Source organism: Streptomyces sp. NBC_01237, from assembly GCF_035917275.1.
Lineage (GTDB): Bacteria > Actinomycetota > Actinomycetes > Streptomycetales > Streptomycetaceae > Streptomyces.
This window is the reverse complement of sequence record NZ_CP108509.1, coordinates 1396718-1413780: the sequence shown is the minus strand read 5'-3', so window position 1 is coordinate 1413780 and position 17063 is coordinate 1396718. Positions and strand designations below refer to the sequence as shown.

18 protein-coding genes are annotated in these 17063 nt (G+C 71.3%); 12 read left to right on the top strand and 6 right to left on the bottom strand.

Going from position 1 to position 17063, the window contains the following annotated elements:
- Window positions 1–22: 22 nt before the first annotated feature.
- Window positions 23–1300 (bottom strand): DMT family transporter, encoded by a 1278-nt coding sequence (locus OG251_RS42415; RefSeq protein ID WP_326682602.1) that lies wholly within the window; start codon window positions 1298–1300, stop codon window positions 23–25.
- Window positions 1301–1530: 230 nt separating this feature from the next.
- Between OG251_RS42415 and OG251_RS42410 the strand changes: the two genes are divergently transcribed.
- Window positions 1531–2223: a (2Fe-2S)-binding protein gene (locus tag OG251_RS42410; protein ID WP_326682601.1), complete on the top strand. Its 693-nt coding sequence runs from the start codon at window positions 1531–1533 to the stop codon at window positions 2221–2223.
- Window positions 2224–2241: 18 nt separating this feature from the next.
- On the opposite strand, the gene OG251_RS42405 is transcribed toward OG251_RS42410, so the two are convergent.
- From OG251_RS42405 to OG251_RS42395, 3 genes are all read right to left on the bottom strand, one after another.
- Window positions 2242–2697, bottom strand: coding sequence for an ATP-binding protein (locus OG251_RS42405; RefSeq protein ID WP_073721106.1), 456 nt, complete (start codon window positions 2695–2697; stop codon window positions 2242–2244).
- A gap of 144 nt (window positions 2698–2841) precedes the next feature.
- Window positions 2842–4098 carry a PP2C family protein-serine/threonine phosphatase gene (locus tag OG251_RS42400; protein ID WP_326682797.1) on the bottom strand — a complete coding sequence of 419 codons (1257 nt, stop codon included), beginning with the start codon at window positions 4096–4098 and terminating at the stop codon, window positions 2842–2844.
- A 251-nt stretch (window positions 4099–4349) separates the two neighbouring features.
- Window positions 4350–5201, bottom strand: coding sequence for an RNA polymerase sigma factor SigF (locus OG251_RS42395; protein ID WP_326682600.1), 852 nt, complete (start codon window positions 5199–5201; stop codon window positions 4350–4352).
- A 223-nt stretch (window positions 5202–5424) separates the two neighbouring features.
- Here OG251_RS42395 and OG251_RS42390 point away from each other — a divergent pair, with 223 nt between their 5' ends.
- Both OG251_RS42390 and OG251_RS42385 read left to right on the top strand, forming a co-directional pair.
- Window positions 5425–6909: an SDR family NAD(P)-dependent oxidoreductase gene (locus tag OG251_RS42390; RefSeq protein ID WP_326682599.1), complete on the top strand. Its 1485-nt coding sequence runs from the start codon at window positions 5425–5427 to the stop codon at window positions 6907–6909.
- A gap of 342 nt (window positions 6910–7251) precedes the next feature.
- Window positions 7252–7425, top strand: a complete 174-nt coding sequence (locus OG251_RS42385; protein WP_198953102.1) for a hypothetical protein — start codon at window positions 7252–7254, stop codon at window positions 7423–7425.
- 86 nt (window positions 7426–7511) lie between these two features.
- On the opposite strand, the gene OG251_RS42380 is transcribed toward OG251_RS42385, so the two are convergent.
- The gene (locus OG251_RS42380) at window positions 7512–7886 is read right to left on the bottom strand and encodes a fluoride efflux transporter FluC (RefSeq protein ID WP_326682598.1); all 375 of its coding nucleotides are present in this window, start codon (window positions 7884–7886) and stop codon (window positions 7512–7514) included.
- The gene (locus OG251_RS42375) at window positions 7886–8353 is read right to left on the bottom strand and encodes a fluoride efflux transporter FluC (RefSeq protein WP_326682597.1); all 468 of its coding nucleotides are present in this window, start codon (window positions 8351–8353) and stop codon (window positions 7886–7888) included. The genes OG251_RS42380 and OG251_RS42375 overlap by 1 nt, the downstream gene beginning before the upstream one ends.
- 199 nt (window positions 8354–8552) lie before the next feature.
- Here OG251_RS42375 and OG251_RS42370 point away from each other — a divergent pair, with 199 nt between their 5' ends.
- From OG251_RS42370 to OG251_RS42330, 9 genes are all read left to right on the top strand, one after another.
- The gene (locus tag OG251_RS42370; RefSeq protein ID WP_326682596.1) at window positions 8553–9521 is read left to right on the top strand and encodes an urea transporter; all 969 of its coding nucleotides are present in this window, start codon (window positions 8553–8555) and stop codon (window positions 9519–9521) included.
- A gap of 52 nt (window positions 9522–9573) precedes the next feature.
- Window positions 9574–9879: an urease subunit gamma gene (locus OG251_RS42365; RefSeq protein ID WP_266811608.1), complete on the top strand. Its 306-nt coding sequence runs from the start codon at window positions 9574–9576 to the stop codon at window positions 9877–9879.
- A 5-nt stretch (window positions 9880–9884) separates the two neighbouring features.
- Complete coding sequence (locus OG251_RS42360) at window positions 9885–10748, top strand: cobalamin biosynthesis protein CbiX (protein WP_326682595.1); 864 nt, start codon at window positions 9885–9887, stop codon at window positions 10746–10748.
- On the top strand, window positions 10745–11392 hold the full coding sequence (locus tag OG251_RS45130) for an urease subunit beta (RefSeq protein WP_442818467.1): 648 nt from the start codon (window positions 10745–10747) through the stop codon (window positions 11390–11392). Before OG251_RS42360 ends, OG251_RS45130 begins: the two co-directional genes overlap by 4 nt.
- The gene (gene ureC / locus OG251_RS42350; protein WP_326682594.1) at window positions 11392–13116 is read left to right on the top strand and encodes an urease subunit alpha; all 1725 of its coding nucleotides are present in this window, start codon (window positions 11392–11394) and stop codon (window positions 13114–13116) included. Before OG251_RS45130 ends, ureC begins: the two co-directional genes overlap by 1 nt.
- Window positions 13117–13118: 2 nt before the next feature.
- Window positions 13119–13934 carry an urease accessory protein UreF gene (locus OG251_RS42345; RefSeq protein ID WP_326682593.1) on the top strand — a complete coding sequence of 272 codons (816 nt, stop codon included), beginning with the start codon at window positions 13119–13121 and terminating at the stop codon, window positions 13932–13934.
- Window positions 13935–13963: 29 nt separating this feature from the next.
- Window positions 13964–14584 (top strand): urease accessory protein UreG, encoded by a 621-nt coding sequence (ureG, locus tag OG251_RS42340; RefSeq protein ID WP_326682592.1) that lies wholly within the window; start codon window positions 13964–13966, stop codon window positions 14582–14584.
- Window positions 14585–14609: 25 nt separating this feature from the next.
- The gene (locus OG251_RS42335) at window positions 14610–15575 is read left to right on the top strand and encodes an urease accessory protein UreD (RefSeq protein ID WP_442818481.1); all 966 of its coding nucleotides are present in this window, start codon (window positions 14610–14612) and stop codon (window positions 15573–15575) included.
- A 109-nt stretch (window positions 15576–15684) separates the two neighbouring features.
- Complete coding sequence (locus OG251_RS42330) at window positions 15685–17034, top strand: ammonium transporter (protein WP_326682591.1); 1350 nt, start codon at window positions 15685–15687, stop codon at window positions 17032–17034.
- Window positions 17035–17063 lie beyond the last annotated feature (29 nt).

The following is a 17063-nucleotide window of genomic DNA, read 5'->3' as shown; positions in this document are numbered from 1 at the left end:
GGCGCGCACCCGCGTCGTGCGCCTATGGCTCCGTACCGACAGCGGCGGCTAAATCCTCGCGGCGTGCCCGCCCCGCAGCGGGCCGGGCGTCGCCGAACACCACGCGCCGCGCGCCGCGTCCCAGCGGCACGGTCACGGACAGGGGCAGGGAATGCGGCGCCGGAAACGGCCCCGTCGAAGGGGCCTCCTCCCCGGCGGCACCGGAAGCAGCGGTCCGAGCCCCACCGGTTCCGGCGGTGTCGGCGGAAGCGGGCCGGGGCGGCTCGGGCAGGCGGAGCCTCGACCGGCCCCCCGGCGCGGCACCTCGCAGCGTCACCGGCGGCCTGGACGCCGGAACGGAGTCGGCTCCGGCAGGGCCCTCGGGGGCCCTCTCGCCGCCTCCGGTGCTCATCCCGCCCTCCGTGGCCCTCCCGGCGTCCTCGGGCGCCTCGGGGCCCGTGTGCGCCCCTGCCCGCTCCGCGGCCCCCGCGCGCTCGGCGCCGAGACGTTCCGTCGTCAGCAGGATCAGACCACCCGCGGCCAGCGCACCGCAGGAGAGCGCCAGCACGGTGCCCGTCCATCCGTAGCGGAAGTGCTCGCCGAACAGCGTGATGCCCACCGCGGCGGCGACCACCGGGTTCACCACGGTCACCGTCGCCAGCGGAGCGGTCAGCCCCGCACCGCGGTACGCGGCCTGGGACAGCAGCAGACCGGCCGCCGCGAGCCCCGCGATCACCAGCAGCGGCGGCAGACCCGAGCGCAACGAGCCGGACGTCCACTCCATGGCCACGGTCTTGGTGAACACCGACGCCATACCGAACGCGACCCCGGCGCCGGTGGCCAGGACCACGCTGCGCAGCATCGGCCGGTGCAGCCCCTGGGCGAGGAGGAAGAGCGCCACCACCGCACCGAACGTCACGGTCGCCAGCATCAGCTGCTCCGGGCCGCCCAGCGTGTGCGACGCCGCGTTCCCGGTCAGGGCCAGCAGACCGGCCAGTCCGACCGTCGCCATGATCGCGCCGCGCCAGGCGGTGGCGCCCGCCCTGCGGCGTACGAAGAGTGCCGCCATCGGCAGGGCGAACACGATCGTCAGGGCGCCGAGCGGCTGGACGAGGCTCAGCGGCCCGTAGGCCAGGGCCACCACGTGCAGGAGCGCGCCGATCCCGTTCAGGGCCACCGCCGCCCACCAGGCGGCGTTGCGCAGGGGTGCGTACGAGCGGCCGTCACCGGCCGCGGCCACGCGCTCCTGGACGATCGCCCCGGCCGCATAGGCGACCGCGGAGATCAGTGACAGCAGCACAGACAGCGCGAGGGAACTCATGTACACCACGATGTCCCGTCAAGGCCGCCGCGTCGTCGTCCTTGAGGCGGCGATTCGGCGTACTGCTCTAGTAGTACGGACGTAAGTCCTACGTCCTCCTCCTGACGGTAGTCCTCCTGCCCCCAGGGCTCAGAAGTTGTCCCCCTGCGGATACGGTGAGCCGCTGATCCGGTACGTCGAGTGGCCGGAACCGGACGTACGGGCCGTGAGGGGTCCGAGGGGAGCCGAGCATGGATCTGACCCGAGCGGCGTCGGTGGGCGGATTCTTCGCGCTCAGCACCGCCCCGGTGCCCGAGGGCGCGCACCGCCCGCTGGCGCGGCTGTACGCGGGGGACACGGCGCCGCTCACGGCCCGTATCGACACGGTCGCCGCCCGGCTCCGGGCGCCCGAGCGCCGGGTCGCCGCCTCCATCGCCCACCTGGGTCTCGCGGCCCGGCTCTGGTCCGTCGCGCTGGGACCGGCCGCGCTGTCCGGACGCTTCCCTGACATCGCGCCCGGCGCTCTGTGGTGGGACCCGGGACGCACCTCGCCCGACGACCTCCGGCTGCCGGACCCCGCCGCGCTGCCGGGCACCGCCGAGCGGCTCCGCGAAGCCGTCCAGTACGGGCACCTCGTGCCGCTCGCCGACGCGATGCGCCGCGGCGGGAACATCTCCCCGCGGCTGCTGTGGGGCAACGCGGGCTCAGCGCTCGCCGGTGCCGTGCGCGAACTCGTCACCTGGTCGCGCGCCAACTCCCGTCCGGACGTCGCGGAGCGGGCCCGCGCGCTGGCGGCCGAACTCTTCGACCATCCGGACCTGCGGGCCACCGGGGCTCCGCACGGTCCTGCGTTCCGACGGCGCAGCTGCTGCCTGTACTACCGCTGCCCGGACGGCGGTCTGTGCGGCGACTGCGTCTTCGACGCGCCGCCCGCCCCGCGCTGAGACCGGGGGCCACGGCGTTCAGCTGCTCAGCTCGAACTCCGCGCGGATGCGCTTGCCGACCGGCACCCGCTCGGCGGTCAGCCGGTCGCACACGGCGAAGACGATCTCCATGCCGTGGCCGCCCGGCCGGGTCGGGTCGGGCTCGTAGATCACCGGCAGCGCCGTGCTGCTGTCGTACACCGTGACGCTGATGCGCTCGGCGGTGCCCTCCAGCTCCAGCAGGTACGGGCCGTGGCTGTACCGGTCGGCGTTGGTGACCAGTTCGCTGACCGCCAGCATCAGGTCGTTGCGGGTGTGCTCTCCCAGCACCGCCAGCCACTCGGCGGCGAGCCGCGCCAGAAACCGGTCGGCCAGGGCGCGGGCCTGCGCGATGCAGCCCGGCTCGCCGCCGAACACCTCGGCGCTGTGCAGAACCTCGGTGGGCCGTGGCTCTTCGGAGCGGCCGGCCGGTCGCGAGGTGACCTGTTCGTTCATAGGCTCCAGCCAGGACGCTGCGGATGGTCGAATACATTTTCTCGCCGGTCGTCTACCCGCGTCCGGACATCTCACTCCGACCGGATTCCGGCAGCCTCGGACCGTGACGGCGAAATCCTACGGGGTCCGTCCCGCTCCGTACGCTCACCTGGCCACCGACGTGCTTCCGGCGGGCGATCCGCCCCCGGCGCCGCCCCCGGGCCAGCCCAGGTGCAGCACCGCCACATCGTCGGCGAGACCGCCGTACGGGGACGCGGCCCGAGCCGCGCCGGCGACGAGGGTGTCCACGAACGCGCGGGCGGGCAGCGTCCCGGACTCCTGTGCCATCGCCAGCAGACCGTCCTCGCCGAGCCGCGTATCCGGCCCCGTGTGCCCTTCGAAGAGCCCGTCGGTGAACATCACGACATGGCTGTCCACGGGCAGCGGCACCACGGTGGTGGTCCAGCGGCAGGTGCCCGGCAGCAGGCCCAGTGCCATCCCGTGCGCGGGTTCGATCCAGCGCACGTCCGGACCGTCGCGCAGCAGCAGCCCGGGGTGCCCGGCCCGCAGCACCTGGACCTGGCGGCGGTCGGGGGAGAAGACGAGCGAGTTCACGGTGGCGAAGACCCGTGGATCGGCCCGCTCGGCGACCAGCATCTGTTCCAGCAGCCCCATCTGTTCCCGCTGGTCCGTGCCGCACAGGACCGCCGTGCGCCACGCGACCCGCAGGCAGACACCGAGCGCGGCCTCGGCCGCCCCGTGCCCCGACACATCCCCGATCACCGCGTGCACCGTGCCGTCGGCGGTCTGCACCACGTCGTAGAAGTCACCGCTCAACAGGCCGTGGGCCCGGCCCGGTTCGTACCGTGCCACCGCCTGGAAACCGTCGTCCAGGAGGAGGGGGACGGGCAGCAGACCGCGCTCCAGGCGGGCGTTCTCCTGCGCCGTCAGCCGGTTGGCGCGCAACGCGGCCGCCGCCCGTTCCACCTGCTTGCGCTGGAGGGCGTAGCGGACGGCGCGGCCCAGCGATTCCGGATCGAGCCGGGCCTTGACCAGATAGTCCTGGGCACCGGCCGCCACCGCGGAGAGACCGGCGTCGGCCTCGGCCCTGCCGGTCAGTACGACGATCGCGGCGTCCGGCGAGGAGTCGAGGAGCTGGGTGACGGCGTCCTGGCCGTGCACATCCGGAAGGTGGAGATCGAGCAGCACACAGCTGGGTGTCCGGCAGGTGCTCAGGAACCGCCGCGCCTCGTCCAGGGTCCTGCACCAGGTGAGGCCGGAATCCAGTTCGCTGTCGGCCAGCATCTCCGCGATCAGGACCGCGTCCCCGGAGCCGTCCTCGATCAGCAGGATCGCGGCGTCGACGTCCCAGACGGAGCCGCCGTCCGCCCGCCGCGCCCCGGACTGCCCGGGAAGCGCCACCGAGCCGGAAGGATGCACCACGGCATCCGCAGGGAGCTCGGCCACCCCTCCACCCCCTCGCTCGCACGACGGCGCGGGTCACCCGGCGCTGTACCGCAGGGCAGCATATGCGACCCGGCGCGCTCCGGCGTAGAGCGGGCGAGGAGGACGAGCATGACAGCGGCGGACGGAGGGACGGGCGGACGGCGGCGGACGGAGGGACGGGGCGGACGGCGGCGGGCGGCGAACGGAACGGTGGTGGTGGGCCGGGGTCAGGCCTCCACGGACATCCCCTCGCGCAGACGCTGCACGATCCGCGACAGCAGCCGCGACACATGCATCTGGGAGACCCCCAGCTCCGCACCGATCTGCGACTGCGTCATCTCGTCCCCGAACCGCATCTGGACGATTCTGCGCTCACGCGCGTCCAACTGCTCCAGGAGCGGTGCCAGGGCGTGCAGATTCTCGACGGTCTCCATGCCGGGGTCACGCTCGCCGAGCAGATCCGCGTACGCCCGCTGCTCCTGCCCGGAGTCGCTGTCGGCCGACGGTGTGTCGAGAGAGCCGGCCGAGTAGCCGTTGGCCGCCACCAGACCCTCGATGATCTCTTCCTCGGGAAGGTCCAGACGCGCGGCGAGCTCCTTGACCGTGGGCTCGCGGTCCAGCTCCGCCGACAGCTGCTCCTTCGCCTTCGCGAGGTCCACCCGCAGCTCCTGGAGCCGCCGGGGGACATGCACGGACCAGGTCGTGTCGCGGAAGAAGCGCTTGATCTCGCCGACGATGTACGGCACGGCGAAGGTCGCGAACTCGACCTCGCGCGAGAGATCGAAGCGGTCGATCGCCTTGATCAGCCCGATGGTGCCGACCTGGATGATGTCCTCGGTGTCGTCACCGCCGCGATTGCGGAACCGGGAGGCGGCGAAGCGGACCAGCGACAGGTTCATCTCGATGAGGGTGTTGCGCGCGTACTGGTATTCGTGCGTGCCCTCCTCAAGGACCTGGAGCCGGTCGAAGAAGACCTTCGACAACGCGCGGGCGTCCTGTGGCGCGACCTTTCCGGTCTCCTCGATCCAGGGCAGTGTGCCCGGGTCGGCTCCGGTGGTTCGCACGGACATGGCCGCCATGGTGTCGCCCTCCCTGCCGTCGGATGTGTCGATCCGCGCCTGCCCAGCAATCCGGGGGCCATGCCACCTGAACGCGATTCTTCTCGATCCGGCCCGGACGCACCGGCCGAATCAGGCAGGAAAGCCACGAATGGAGCAGCGTCCGGCGCATGGCAGACTTGACCGGGGTGTTTCGGCCTGCGGTGACATGTGGCCCGCAGGGACAAATGGCAGAGGAACGGCAATGACGGTGACAGAGGACAGTCCGGAGCTCGCTCCCGGAATCGATGAGTTCGGTGCCGGAATCGACCCGGAGCGCCTGGCCGTCTGCCTGAGCGTGCTCGACGAACTCGACACCATCGACGTCGACCACCCGGACGCCATCGCCGTACGCCGGGCCACCGCCGGTATCTACCGCACGGTGAAGCAGCGCCGCCGCCAGGAGCGCCGGGCCGCGAAGACCGCGCACGACAAGGCCGTCACCGAAGCCACCGCGACCGGCTCCGCCGAGCGCATCGACGACGAGACGCAGGGCGTCCTGCCCTCGTCCTCGGCCGCCGCCGAGATCGCCGGGGTGCTCCAGCGGCCCCGGTCCTGCTACATCTGCAAGACCCGGTACGTCGAGGTCGACGCGTTCTACCACCAGCTCTGCCGGCGGTGCGCCAAGGAGAACCGGGCCCGGCGCGATGCCAGGACCGACCTCACGGGGCGCCGTGCGCTGCTCACCGGCGGCCGGGCGAAGATCGGCATGTACATCGCGCTGAGGCTGCTGCGCGACGGCGCGCACACCACCATCACCACGCGCTTCCCCAACGACGCGATCCGCCGCTTCAAGGCGATGCCGGACAGCGACGAGTGGATCCACCGGCTGAAGATCGTCGGCATCGACCTCCGGGACCCCGCCCAGGTCGTGGCCCTCGCGGACTCGGTCGCCGCCGAGGGGCCCCTGGACATTCTGATCAACAACGCCGCGCAGACCGTGCGCCGGTCCCCGCAGGCGTACAGCGAGCTGGTCGGCGCCGAGTCGGCGCCGCTGCCCGCGGGCGAGCTGCCCGCCGCCCAGGTCATCGGCACCTTCGGCAGCGGCAGCGTGGACCGGGTGGCGGCGCTGCCCGCCGCCCGCAAGGAAGGGCTGACCGCGCAGGACGTCACCGAGCTGGCCCTGGTCACGGGCTCGGCGTCGCTGGAACGCATCGCCGCGGGCACCGCGATCGACGCGGGCGGCCTCGTACCGGACCTGCACGACACCAACAGCTGGATCCAGACGGTCGAGGAGGTCGAGCCGATCGAGCTCCTGGAGGTCCAGCTCTGCAACTCGACCGCGCCCTTCATCCTGATCAGCCGGCTCCGCCCGGCGATGGCGGCGACGGCCGCGAAGCGCGCGTACGTGGTGAACGTCTCCGCGATGGAGGGCGTCTTCGGCCGCGGCTACAAGGGCGCGGGGCACCCGCACACCAACATGGCCAAGGCCGCCCTGAACATGCTGACCCGCACCAGCGCCCAGGAGATGTTCGAGAAGGACGGCATCCTGATGACCGCCGTCGACACCGGATGGATCACGGACGAGCGTCCGCACCCCGACAAGATGCGCCTCGCCGAGGAGGGCTTCCACGCTCCTCTCGACCTGGTCGACGGCGCCGCCCGGGTCTACGACCCGATCGTGCGCGGTGAAGAGGGCGACGAGCTGTACGGCTGCTTCCTCAAGGACTACGCGCCCGCGGGCTGGTGATCCCGCCCGTCGTCCCGGTGAACCCGCCCGTGGGCGGGTTCACCGGGTGACCTGCGGGCCGGGCGCGGGGGCCCCGCAGCCCGCCGATGGCGGAAAGTGACCCAGGCCACACGTTCCGTCGAGCGCGATGGCGCTCATTTGGTTACTCTGAAGTGAACGGGCGGCACCGAGGGATCCACAAACCTTCCTCGACCGTCCTGGGACAGGTCTGCAACCAGGCCGCCGTCCCGCCCAACGCCGGCGCCACCGCGACCGAACTGTTCCTGCCCCTGCCCCCGAGGGCGGTCGGCCGAGAGGTCGCGCCGCGACCGTCCGGGGTTACGCGACACAGAGGAGTGCGCGGTGACACCAGAACTGACGAAGCACGAGAAGCGGCCTGCCGAACGACACGGAGAGCGGGCCGCGCGGCCCGAGAAGCTCCGGAACATCGAAGTCTGGGCCAGGTCCGCACCGATCCGGCTGGCCGGCTACGAGGACGATCTCGCGGAGCCGCACATCCTGCCCGGCATCGACTGACACGCGTAGCCCGTACGGCATGAGCGAAGCCCCGTCCCCCGCAGCCGCGGGGAACGGGGCTTCGTGTTTCCCGCGGCGCGGTCGTGTCACCAGGCCGCGCGGGCCAGGGCGGCCCCGGCGAAGGACAGCCCCACACCCGCCCCGACGCTGACGGACAGATAGGCGCCGGCCGTGGCGACGCGACGTGTGGAGGCCAGGGTCAGCAGCTCGTACGAGAAGGTCGACCAGGTCGACAGCGCACCGCAGAACCCGGTGGCGACCAGCAGATGGACCCGGGACCCCAGATCGCCGTCGGACGCGGCCTCGGCGAAGAAACCCAGGAGCAGGGCGGCGGGCGCGTTCGCCGCGAGGGTGCCGTAGGGGAAGGCCGAGTGCGTATGCGCCTTGACCACGACACCGGTGAGATAGCGGACCGGGGCGCCCACCAGGCCCCCGGCCATGACGAGGAGCCAGTCGAGCATCACGCCGTCCCCCCGGAGGTGTTCCGGCGGCCCAGTGCCGCGTGTGTGGCGAACGCGCCCACGGTCACGCCCGCGAGGGCCGCGACCACGGTGAGGACCAGGCAGCCGATCGCGTAGCCCGGCGAGCCTTCCTCGAACAGCTGCCGCACATCGTCCGTGTAGTGGGAGAACGTGGTGAAGCCGCCGAGCATGCCGGTGCCCAGCAGTGGGCCCAGGAGCGCGGCGGCGCCGGTGAACCGTTCCTTGAGGGCCACCATCAGGACGCCCATGAGCAGGCAGCCCACGGCGTTGATCAGCAGGACGGTCCACGGGAAGGACGACTCCCCGTTCGGCCACAGGCGCTCCGCCCAGTAACGCGCCCCGGCGCCGACGGCCCCGCCGACGGCGACGGCGGCGACCACCGGGACCTGTCTCCCGGGGGCGTGATCGGGGTGACGGTGTTCGAGCAAAAGGGACTTGAGAGACATCCGGGGACCGTATGAGGCCCTGCCCGCGATGTGCGTGCGGCGGACGGCCGCGCCCGGCGCTCTCACTCCGACGGTGGACCGGGCCGCCTCCCCGGTGGAGCGAAAGTATGCATATGGGATATATCTGGCATCGGTTGTCTCGCCTGCTGTCGGGCGGTGGCAGCGCCGCCGGGTCCCCTGCCGAGTTACGGAGCTGTTCGTGCCGTCCGCCGAAGCGCAAGAGCGTCACAAGCCGAAGGCGCCGCAGCCGCAGCCCCTGTCGTACTTACTCGCCTCGGTGCGCGGAGTCGGTCAGGTGGACCTCCAGCCCGGAGCGTGGACCGGTGCGGTCATCCTTCTCGCGCTGTGGGCGGCGGGCTGGGAGGCGGGCCTCTTCGCCACCCTCGGTACCCTGTTCGCCACCGCGACCGCCTATGCCCTCGGCGTGGATCGCTCGGGAATCGCCCAGGGCCTCCAGGGCTACTGCGGAGCTCTCACCGGCATCGCCCTCGTCACCTCGCTGGGCCACCACCCGGCCACCTATGTACTCACCGTCGTCGGCGCCATCATGTGCGTGCTCCTCATGGCGGCCCTCACCACGTTCCTCGCCCCCTGCGGACTCACCCCGCTCACCGCGCCCTTCTGCCTGGTCTCCGGCGTCATGGTGCTCGGGGCACCCTCCTTCGGCCGGATCTGGCACGGCGCCCCGGCGCAGGTGTCCAGCACGACCGCGGGGGATACCGGACTGTCCTGGGACGACCTGTGGCACGCGTTCTTCACCAACGTCGCTCAGGTCTTCCTGATCGACGAGTGGTACGTCGGGCTCATCATGCTCGTGGGCCTGGCAATCGCCGGGGTGCGCGTGGTCCTGTTCGCCGCTGCGGGCAGCGTCGTCGGCATCTTCACCGGATGGGCGCTCGGCGCCCCCGCCGATCTGATCGCCAACGGAATCTACGGCTACAACGCGGTCCTCGTGGCCATCGCGGTCGGCGCGGTCTTCCTGACGGGCACCGTCTGGAACGGGGCGTACGCGCTGTTCGGAGCGGCGGCCACCACCGGGCTGACGGCTTCCCTGACCTCCCTGTTCAAACCCTTCGGCGGCCACACCTTCACCTGGCCGTTCATCCTCACGACCTGGGTCCTCATGGCCGCCGTGCCACTTCTCCCGCGCTTCCGTCCGAACGACTGAAGCCCGCCCGACCGCCCGCGTGTTCCGTACATCCCCGAGGAAGGTACCGACGATGAACCTCGCTCCCCGCGAGATCGACAAGCTGTTGGTGTACGTCGTGGCCGACCTGGCCCGCAAACGCCAGGGCCGCGGTCTCAAGCTCAACTACAGCGAGTCGGTGGCGCTGATCACCGAGGCGATCCTCGAAGCCGCCCGCGACGGAAGGAGCGTGGCCGACTGCATGGAACTCGGCCGCCACGTCGTCGGCGAGGACGACACGATGCCCGGCGTACGCGACATGCTCGGCCTGCTCCAGGTCGAGGCGTCCTTCGTCGACGGTACGAAGCTCGTCTCCTGCCACGACCCCATCGGCGGCTGACCCCGGTGGCCGAGCGGTGCCGGGTGATCGCCGTCTGCGGTCACGAGGCGGCGTACGGACGGGCGTCGGCGGAGCTGGGCGGCCCGGACGTGATCGTGGTGCCGAACGGGCGGGAGCTGTTCCGGACCGTCGTCGGGCTGAGCCGCCGGGGCGAGGCGAGCTGTGTCGTACCGATGACGCTCGGGCGCGACCCCGAACTCGTCGCCGAGACGGCGCGCACCCTGCGGGCGGTACCCGACGAGGAGCGGGCCGGGACGGTCCTCGCCGAACCCTTCGGTACCGCACAGCACCTCGTCGGCTGGCTGCGGGGCGCCGCGCGCCGGGTGCCCACCGCCGACGCACTGCTCGTCACGGCGCCGTCCGGTGGCCCGTTCGAGGACGCGGAGCTGTACCGCGTCGCCAGTCTCGTACGGAGCTACGGCAACCACGCGCTGGTCGAAGTGGCCCTCACCGGTGGTGATCCCGGCCTCGCGCAGGGAGTCCGGCGCTGTGTGTCCCTGGGCGCCGCACGGGTGGTGGTGCTGCCGGCCGCCTTCGTGGTGCCCGAGGCCCCCGATGTACCGGACGCACAGGTCGCCGTCGCCGGTCCGCCGCTGGCGCGCTCCGCACTGCGCCGCGTGCTCGCCGAACGGGCCGCCGACGCCCTGCGGCGCCGGCACGAGCGCGGCGACGACGGCATCGCCGCCGGACTGGGCGCGGCCGACAACCACGGCCACCACCACACCCACCCGCCCGGCACGGGCCACGAGCACGCACCGGGCCACGGTCACGCCGCAGGCCACGGGCACGACCACGGTCACGACCACCTTCACGAGCACCCGCACCCGCAGACCCTCGGCGCGGGCCACGTTCTCAGGAGCTCCGCATGACGTTCCGACAGAAGTACATCTACGGCGAGGACCCCGTCGAGATCAACGCCGGGCGCCGCACGGTGACGCTCACCGTCAGCAACACCGGCGACCGCGCGGTCCAGGTCGGGTCCCACTACCACTTCTTCGAGGTGAACTCCGCGCTGTCGTTCGACCGGCAGGCGGCCCTGGGCATGCACCTCAACATCCCGGCGGGCACCTCCGTACGGATCGAACCCGGCGGTTCGCGCGAGGTCGAACTCTGCGCGTACGCCGGAACGGGCCGCCTGGTCGGCTTCAGCGGACTGCTCAACGGCAGCCTCGCTTCCCACCCGGCCAAGGTCGAGGCCGTCCGCAAGGCGATCGAGCAGGGTTTCCAGGGCGCCGACCAGCCCCCGAAAGCAATGGTCTCCCCCCGTGCGAAGAGTCCGCGCGGCAGGGCGGGCCCGAAGAGCGCGCCGAGCGGACGGAGCGCCAAGCCCGCGCCGGGTCCGAAGAAAGCCAAGCCCGCTCCGAGTCCCCGAAGCGCCAAGCCCGCGCCGGGTCCGAAGAGCGCTGCCGGTGCGCCGAGCCCGAAGAGCGCCAAGAGCACGCCGAGCCCGAAGAGCGCCAAGAGCACGCCGAGCGCCAAGAGCGCGAAGGCCAAGAAGAAGGGTTCGCGCTGATGCCCATCCTGCCCCGCAAGCAGTACACCGACATGTTCGGCCCGACGGTCGGCGACCGCTTCCACCTCGCCGACACCAACCTCGTCGTCGAGGTCGAGAAGGACTTCAGCGAGGGCCAGTACGGCGACGAAGTCCTCTACGGCGGCGGCAAGACCATGCGCGACGGCATGGCCGCCTCCCCGCAGGCCACCAGCGCCCAGGGCGCGCTCGACACCGTCATCACCAATGTCGTGGTCATCGACCCGATGGTGGGCGTCGTGAAATGTGACATCGGCATCAAGAACGGGATGATCGCCGGGATCGGCAAGTCCGGCAACCCGCAGACGCAGAACAACGTCGACCCGAACCTCGTCATCGGCCCGGGGACCGAGGCCATCGCGGGTGAACACCTCATCGCCACCGCCGGGGCCATCGACTCCCATGTCCATCTGATCGCCCCGCAACAGGCCGAACAGGCGCTGACCAACGGCATCACCACGCTCATCGGTGGCGGCACCGGTCCCTCGGACGGCACCAACGGCACCACCTGCACCCCCGGCCCCTACAACATCGCCCGGTTCCTCCAGGCGGCCGAGGGCTGGCCGGTGAACCTGGGCATCATGGGCAAGGGCAACGGCAGTCTGCCCGAGGCCCTGGACGAGCAGATCGAAGCCGGAGCCTGCGCCCTGAAGGTCCACGAGGACTGGGGCGCCACCCCGGCCGTCATCGACAACGCGCTCAATGTCGCGGACCGCTACGACGTCCAGGTCTCCATCCACACCGACAGCCTGAACGAGAGCGGCTTCTTCGAGGACACCCGCTCCGCGATCGACGGACGTGCGATCCACACGTTCCACAGCGAGGGCGCGGGCGGCGGTCACGCCCCGGACATCATGCGGGTGGCGGGCGAGCCCAACATCCTGCCGTCCTCCACCAACCCGACGCTGCCGTACACCAAGAACTCCGTCGACGAACTCCTCGACATGGTCATGGTCTGTCACCACCTCAGCCATGACATCCCCGAGGACGTGTCCTTCGCCGACAGCCGGGTCCGCGCCGAGACGATCGCCGCCGAGTCGGTCCTCCACGATCTCGGTGTGATCAGCATGTTCTCCTCCGACTCGCAGGCCATGGGCCGCGTCGGCGAGTCGGTGACGCGCGCCTTCCAGACCGCGCACCACTGCAAGGACAAGCTCGGCATCCTGGAGGGCGACTCCGCCCGCAACGACAACCAGCGGGTACTGCGCTACCTCGCGAAGGTCACCATCAACCCGGCCATCGCGACGGGCATCGCCGACCACATCGGCTCCCTGGAGAAGGGCAAGATCGCCGACATCGTGCTCTGGCCCATCCATTCCTTCGGGGCCAAGCCGAAGATGGTCATCAAGGGCGGGATCATCTCCTGGGCGCAGATGGGCGACCCGAACGCCTCGCTGCCGACGCCGCAACCGGTCATCTACCGGCCGATGTTCGGGCAGTTCGGCAAGGCGTTGCCGGCGACCCACGTCACCTTCATGTCGCAGGCGGGAATCGCCGCCGGGGTGCCGTCGGAGCTCGGCCTGGAGCGCAAGATCCTTCCGGTGCGCGGCACCCGCACGATCGGCAAGCACAACATGGTGCGCAACAGCGCCCTGCCGGACATCCAGGTCGACCCGGAGACGTTCAAGGTCACCCTCGACGGCAAGGTCGCGACGATCGACCCGGCCGAGGAACTGCCCCTCAACCACCTGTTCTTCCTGGTCTAGCGATGTACCGCAACGAGGACGAGCACCGCGGGATCCAGGCTGCCGTCGCCCTGCCCCAGGCCGTGTCCGGCGGCGGGAACGGCCGGGGAAACGGTGCCGGGAACGGTACCGGCCCGACCGCCCGGACCGGGCCCGATCTGGGGCCCCTGCTGGTCGGTCTCCAGCTGACCGACTCGGCGTTCCCCAGTGGCTTCTACACGCTGTCGCACAGTCTGGAGGGGTTCGCCCACGCCGGAGCCGTCGATTCCGGCAGTTTGCCGTCGCTCCTGCGGGACCTGCTGCTGCACGGCGTCGGTCCGGCGGACGCCACGGCGCTGGCCCTCGCCCACCGGGCGACGGCGGAAGGGGACCTGGACGCGGTGGCGGGTGTGGACGCGCACCTGTACGCGACCAAACTGGGCCGGGAGATGCGCCAGGCGTCCACCAGGACCGGGCGACAGCTCCTCGACCTGGCGGCGGAGGTGTTCGACCGCCCGCCGATCACCGCGTACTTCGACCGGGTCCGGCGTCATGGGGCACCCGGCACCCAGGCGGTCGCCGCCGGGGTCATCTACGCCGCGACCGGGGTCCCGGTCCGGCAGGCCGTCGCCTGTGACCTGTTCGCGTTCTGCGCCAGCTTCGCCGGAGCGGCCCTGCGGCTGCGCCTGACCGACCACCGCAGGGCCCAGAGCCTGTTGCGGGGGGCCGCCCCCGTCATCGAGCGCGTGGCCGAGGAGGCGCTGCGGCGCGAACTCGCCGACGTCGGCGCCACCGTCTTCGCCTCCGACGTCATGTCGGGCCGTCATGAACGCGCTGAGGCACGCCTCTTCGCCAGCTGAGCACACCCATCCACCCTCAAGGGAGCACCATGGACGACAACGTACTGCGGGTCGGCATCGGCGGACCGGTCGGCTCCGGCAAGACCGCCCTCATCGAGGCGCTGGTGCCGGTGCTCATCGCCCGCGGCCACCGCCCCTCCGTCATCACCAACGACATCTACACCCAGGAGGACGCGCAGCACGTCCGCCGCACGCTCGAAGGGGTCCTGGAACCGGAGCGGGTGGTGGGCGTCGAGACCGGCGCCTGCCCGCACACGGCCGTACGCGACGACCCGACGATGAATCTGGCGGCCGGCGCGGAGATGCTGGAGCGGTTCCCGGACACGGACACGCTGTTGTACGAGTCCGGCGGCGACAACCTCACGCTGACGTTCAGCCCCGCCCTGGTCGACCTCTTCCTGTTCGTCCTGGACACGGCCGAGGGCGAGAAGATGCCGCGCAAGCGCGGTCCCGGCATCACCGACTCCGATCTGCTCGTCATCAACAAGATCGACATCGCGAAGTACGTGCGCACCGACGTCGGGATCATGGAATCGGATGCCTACCGGGTCCGCGACAACCGCCCCGTCGTCCTGACCGACTGTCTCACCGGCGTCGGCATCGAGGACATCGCCGGCTATCTGGAGTCCCGCCGCAAGGTGCTGATCTGACGTGCCGCCCGCCCCGGAGTCCGCCCTGCCGCCCACCCTGCCGCGCCCCGCCGTCGACCGGCTCGCGCCGGAGTACTACACGGCGGAGCGCGTCCCTCCGGAGGTGGCGGCGCTGGCGTCCGTCCCCGATACGCTCGCCCCCGGATCACCGGCCAAGGTCGGCATCCTGGACCTGGGTTTCGCCGTCCGGGGCGGGCGCACGGAGCTGGTCGAGCGCTACCAGAAGACCCCGCTGCAGATCATGCGGCCGCTGTGGATCGATGCCGGGCTGCCGGGCATGAGCTACGTGTATCTGATGGCCACCGGCGGCGGCATCGCCCAGGCCGACCGCTACCGGATGGACTTCCGCTGCGGACCCGGCACCCAGGTGCATCTGACCACGCAGGCGGCGAGCAAGGTCTTCCGGATGGAGCACGACTACGCCAGCCAGCGCGTGCACCTCACGGCGGAGGAGGGTTCCTACGTCGAGTACCTCCCGGACCCCCTGATCCCGTTCAAGGACGCCCGGTTCTACCAGCGCACCGAGGTGACGGTCGCCCCCGGCGCCACCGTCGTCCTCGGTGACACCCTCACCGCCGGGCGGCTCGCCCGCGGTGAGCGGCACGACTACCGGGTGCTCGCCACCGACCTGCGCATCGACCGCCCCGACGGCACACTGCTGGCCATCGACACCCTGCGGCTGTCGCCCGGCGGCGGGCGGGGCCGCGCGGAGGTCCTCGGACCCGGTGTGTTCGCCGGGCACGACCATGTCGCCTCGCTCTTCGTCGTCACCGATCGCAGTACCGCCACCGAGGTCGCCGACACGCTGCACGACGCCCTGGCGGACCTCGGCCTGCTGTACGGCGTCAGTGTGCTGCCCGGGGAGTGCGGCGCCTGGGTGCGCCTCCTGGACGACAGCCCGATCCGGGTCGCCGCCGCGAGGAACACCGCCTGGGACGCCGTACGCCGGCTGCTCACCGGCCATCCGGCTCCCGATCTGCGCAAACCGTAGACGTCACCCGGCCCGCGATGTCACCGGTCCCCGGACCCCACCCAGTCCCCGGCGCCACCGGGCCCTCCCCCGTCCACCGAGACCCTCACCCCCGACGAGGTATCCGCCGATGATCACCGCTCCCGCGCCGATGCCCCCCGCGTACGACTCCGGGGACACCGCCTGGCTGCTCGCCTCCACCGCGATGGTGCTGCTGATGACGCCCGGACTGGCGTTCTTCTACGGCGGCATGGTGCGCACCAGACAAGTCCTGATGATGATCAAGATGAGTTTCGCCGCGCTCGCCTTCGGCACCCTCCTCTGGTGGGTGATCGGCTACACGCTCGCCTTCGGCCCCGATGTCGGAGGAGCCGGGGTGATCGGCAATCTCGACCATGTGTTCATGCGCGGGATCGAGCTGACCACGCTCACCGGTCACATCCCCACGTACGTCTACAGCACGTTCCAGATGGGCTTCGCCGTCATCACCGTCGCGCTGATCAGCGGCTCGATCGCCGACCGCGCCACGATGAGGGGCTGGCTGGTCTTCGTCGTCCTGTGGCTGCTCATCGTCTACATCCCGATCGCGCACTGGGTGTTCGACACGGACGGCTGGATCGTGAAGCACCTCGGGGCACTCGACTTCGCCGGCGGGCTGCCGGTGGAGCTGAACTCCGGTGTCGCGGGCCTCGCGGTGGCGCTCGTCCTGCGCGCGCCGCGTGACTTCGCGCGGCGCGGGGAACGGCCGAACAACATCCCGCTCGTCGTCATCGGTGTCGCGCTGCTCTGGTTCGGCTGGTTCGGCTTCAACTCCGGCTCCGCACTCTCCGACCAGGGCACCGCGGCGGCCGCCTTCCTGAACACCCAGCTCGGCGCCGCGGGCGCCATGGTCACCTGGCCGCTCGTGGAGAAATGGCGCACCGGCCGCGTCACCACCATGGGGGTCGTCTCCTCCGCGGTCGCGGGCATGGTCGCCATCACCCCGGCCTGTGGAGAGATCAACACCCTCGGAGCCGTCGTCACGGGTCTGGTCGTCGGCGCCGTCTGCGCGTTCGCCATCACGCTGAAGTACCGCTTCGGAGTGGACGACACCCTGGATGTCGTCGGCGTGCACGGGGTGGGAGGTCTGATCGGCCTCATCATGGTCGGGCTGTTCGCCACCGCGCGCATCAGCGGCAAGGAAGGGCTGTTCTACGGCGGCGGCTGGGGGCTGCTGGGCAGGCAACTCGTCGCCATCGTCGCCGTGATCGCGTTCTCCTTCATCCTCACCTGGATCATCGCGAAGGCGGTGGACCTGACCGTCGGATTCCGCGCCGCGGCGGAGTACGAGGCGGTGCCGGACGAAGAGGTGGAGCACGCCTACGACTTCCAGACCGCCGAGCGCCTGGGCGCGCTGGTCTCCGGCAAGGAGGTCACCGACGACTCCGCACTCGTCAAGGAGATCAGCCGGTTGCTGAAGGCCCGCGAAAACGCCAAGTAGCGGGGGCTCCGCCGCGCGTTTCCGGGCCG

What these genes read in the sequence shown, in the direction of transcription:
- OG251_RS42375 (WP_326682597.1), bottom strand. Translation starts at nt 8,353, where the DNA reads ATGTCTCTCAAGTCCCTTTTGCTCGAACACCGTCACCCCGATCACGCC.
- OG251_RS42415 (WP_326682602.1), bottom strand. Translation starts at nt 1,300, where the DNA reads ATGAGTTCCCTCGCGCTGTCTGTGCTGCTGTCACTGATCTCCGCGGTC.
- OG251_RS42405 (WP_073721106.1), bottom strand. Translation starts at nt 2,697, where the DNA reads ATGAACGAACAGGTCACCTCGCGACCGGCCGGCCGCTCCGAAGAGCCA.
- OG251_RS42345 (WP_326682593.1), top strand. Translation starts at nt 13,119, where the DNA reads ATGTACCGCAACGAGGACGAGCACCGCGGGATCCAGGCTGCCGTCGCC.
- OG251_RS45130 (WP_442818467.1), top strand. Translation starts at nt 10,745, where the DNA reads ATGACGTTCCGACAGAAGTACATCTACGGCGAGGACCCCGTCGAGATC.
- OG251_RS42365 (WP_266811608.1), top strand. Translation starts at nt 9,574, where the DNA reads ATGAACCTCGCTCCCCGCGAGATCGACAAGCTGTTGGTGTACGTCGTG.
- OG251_RS42330 (WP_326682591.1), top strand. Translation starts at nt 15,685, where the DNA reads ATGATCACCGCTCCCGCGCCGATGCCCCCCGCGTACGACTCCGGGGAC.
- OG251_RS42395 (WP_326682600.1), bottom strand. Translation starts at nt 5,201, where the DNA reads ATGGCGGCCATGTCCGTGCGAACCACCGGAGCCGACCCGGGCACACTG.
- ureC (WP_326682594.1), top strand. Translation starts at nt 11,392, where the DNA reads ATGCCCATCCTGCCCCGCAAGCAGTACACCGACATGTTCGGCCCGACG.
- ureG (WP_326682592.1), top strand. Translation starts at nt 13,964, where the DNA reads ATGGACGACAACGTACTGCGGGTCGGCATCGGCGGACCGGTCGGCTCC.
- OG251_RS42390 (WP_326682599.1), top strand. Translation starts at nt 5,425, where the DNA reads ATGACGGTGACAGAGGACAGTCCGGAGCTCGCTCCCGGAATCGATGAG.
- OG251_RS42410 (WP_326682601.1), top strand. Translation starts at nt 1,531, where the DNA reads ATGGATCTGACCCGAGCGGCGTCGGTGGGCGGATTCTTCGCGCTCAGC.
- OG251_RS42380 (WP_326682598.1), bottom strand. Translation starts at nt 7,886, where the DNA reads ATGCTCGACTGGCTCCTCGTCATGGCCGGGGGCCTGGTGGGCGCCCCG.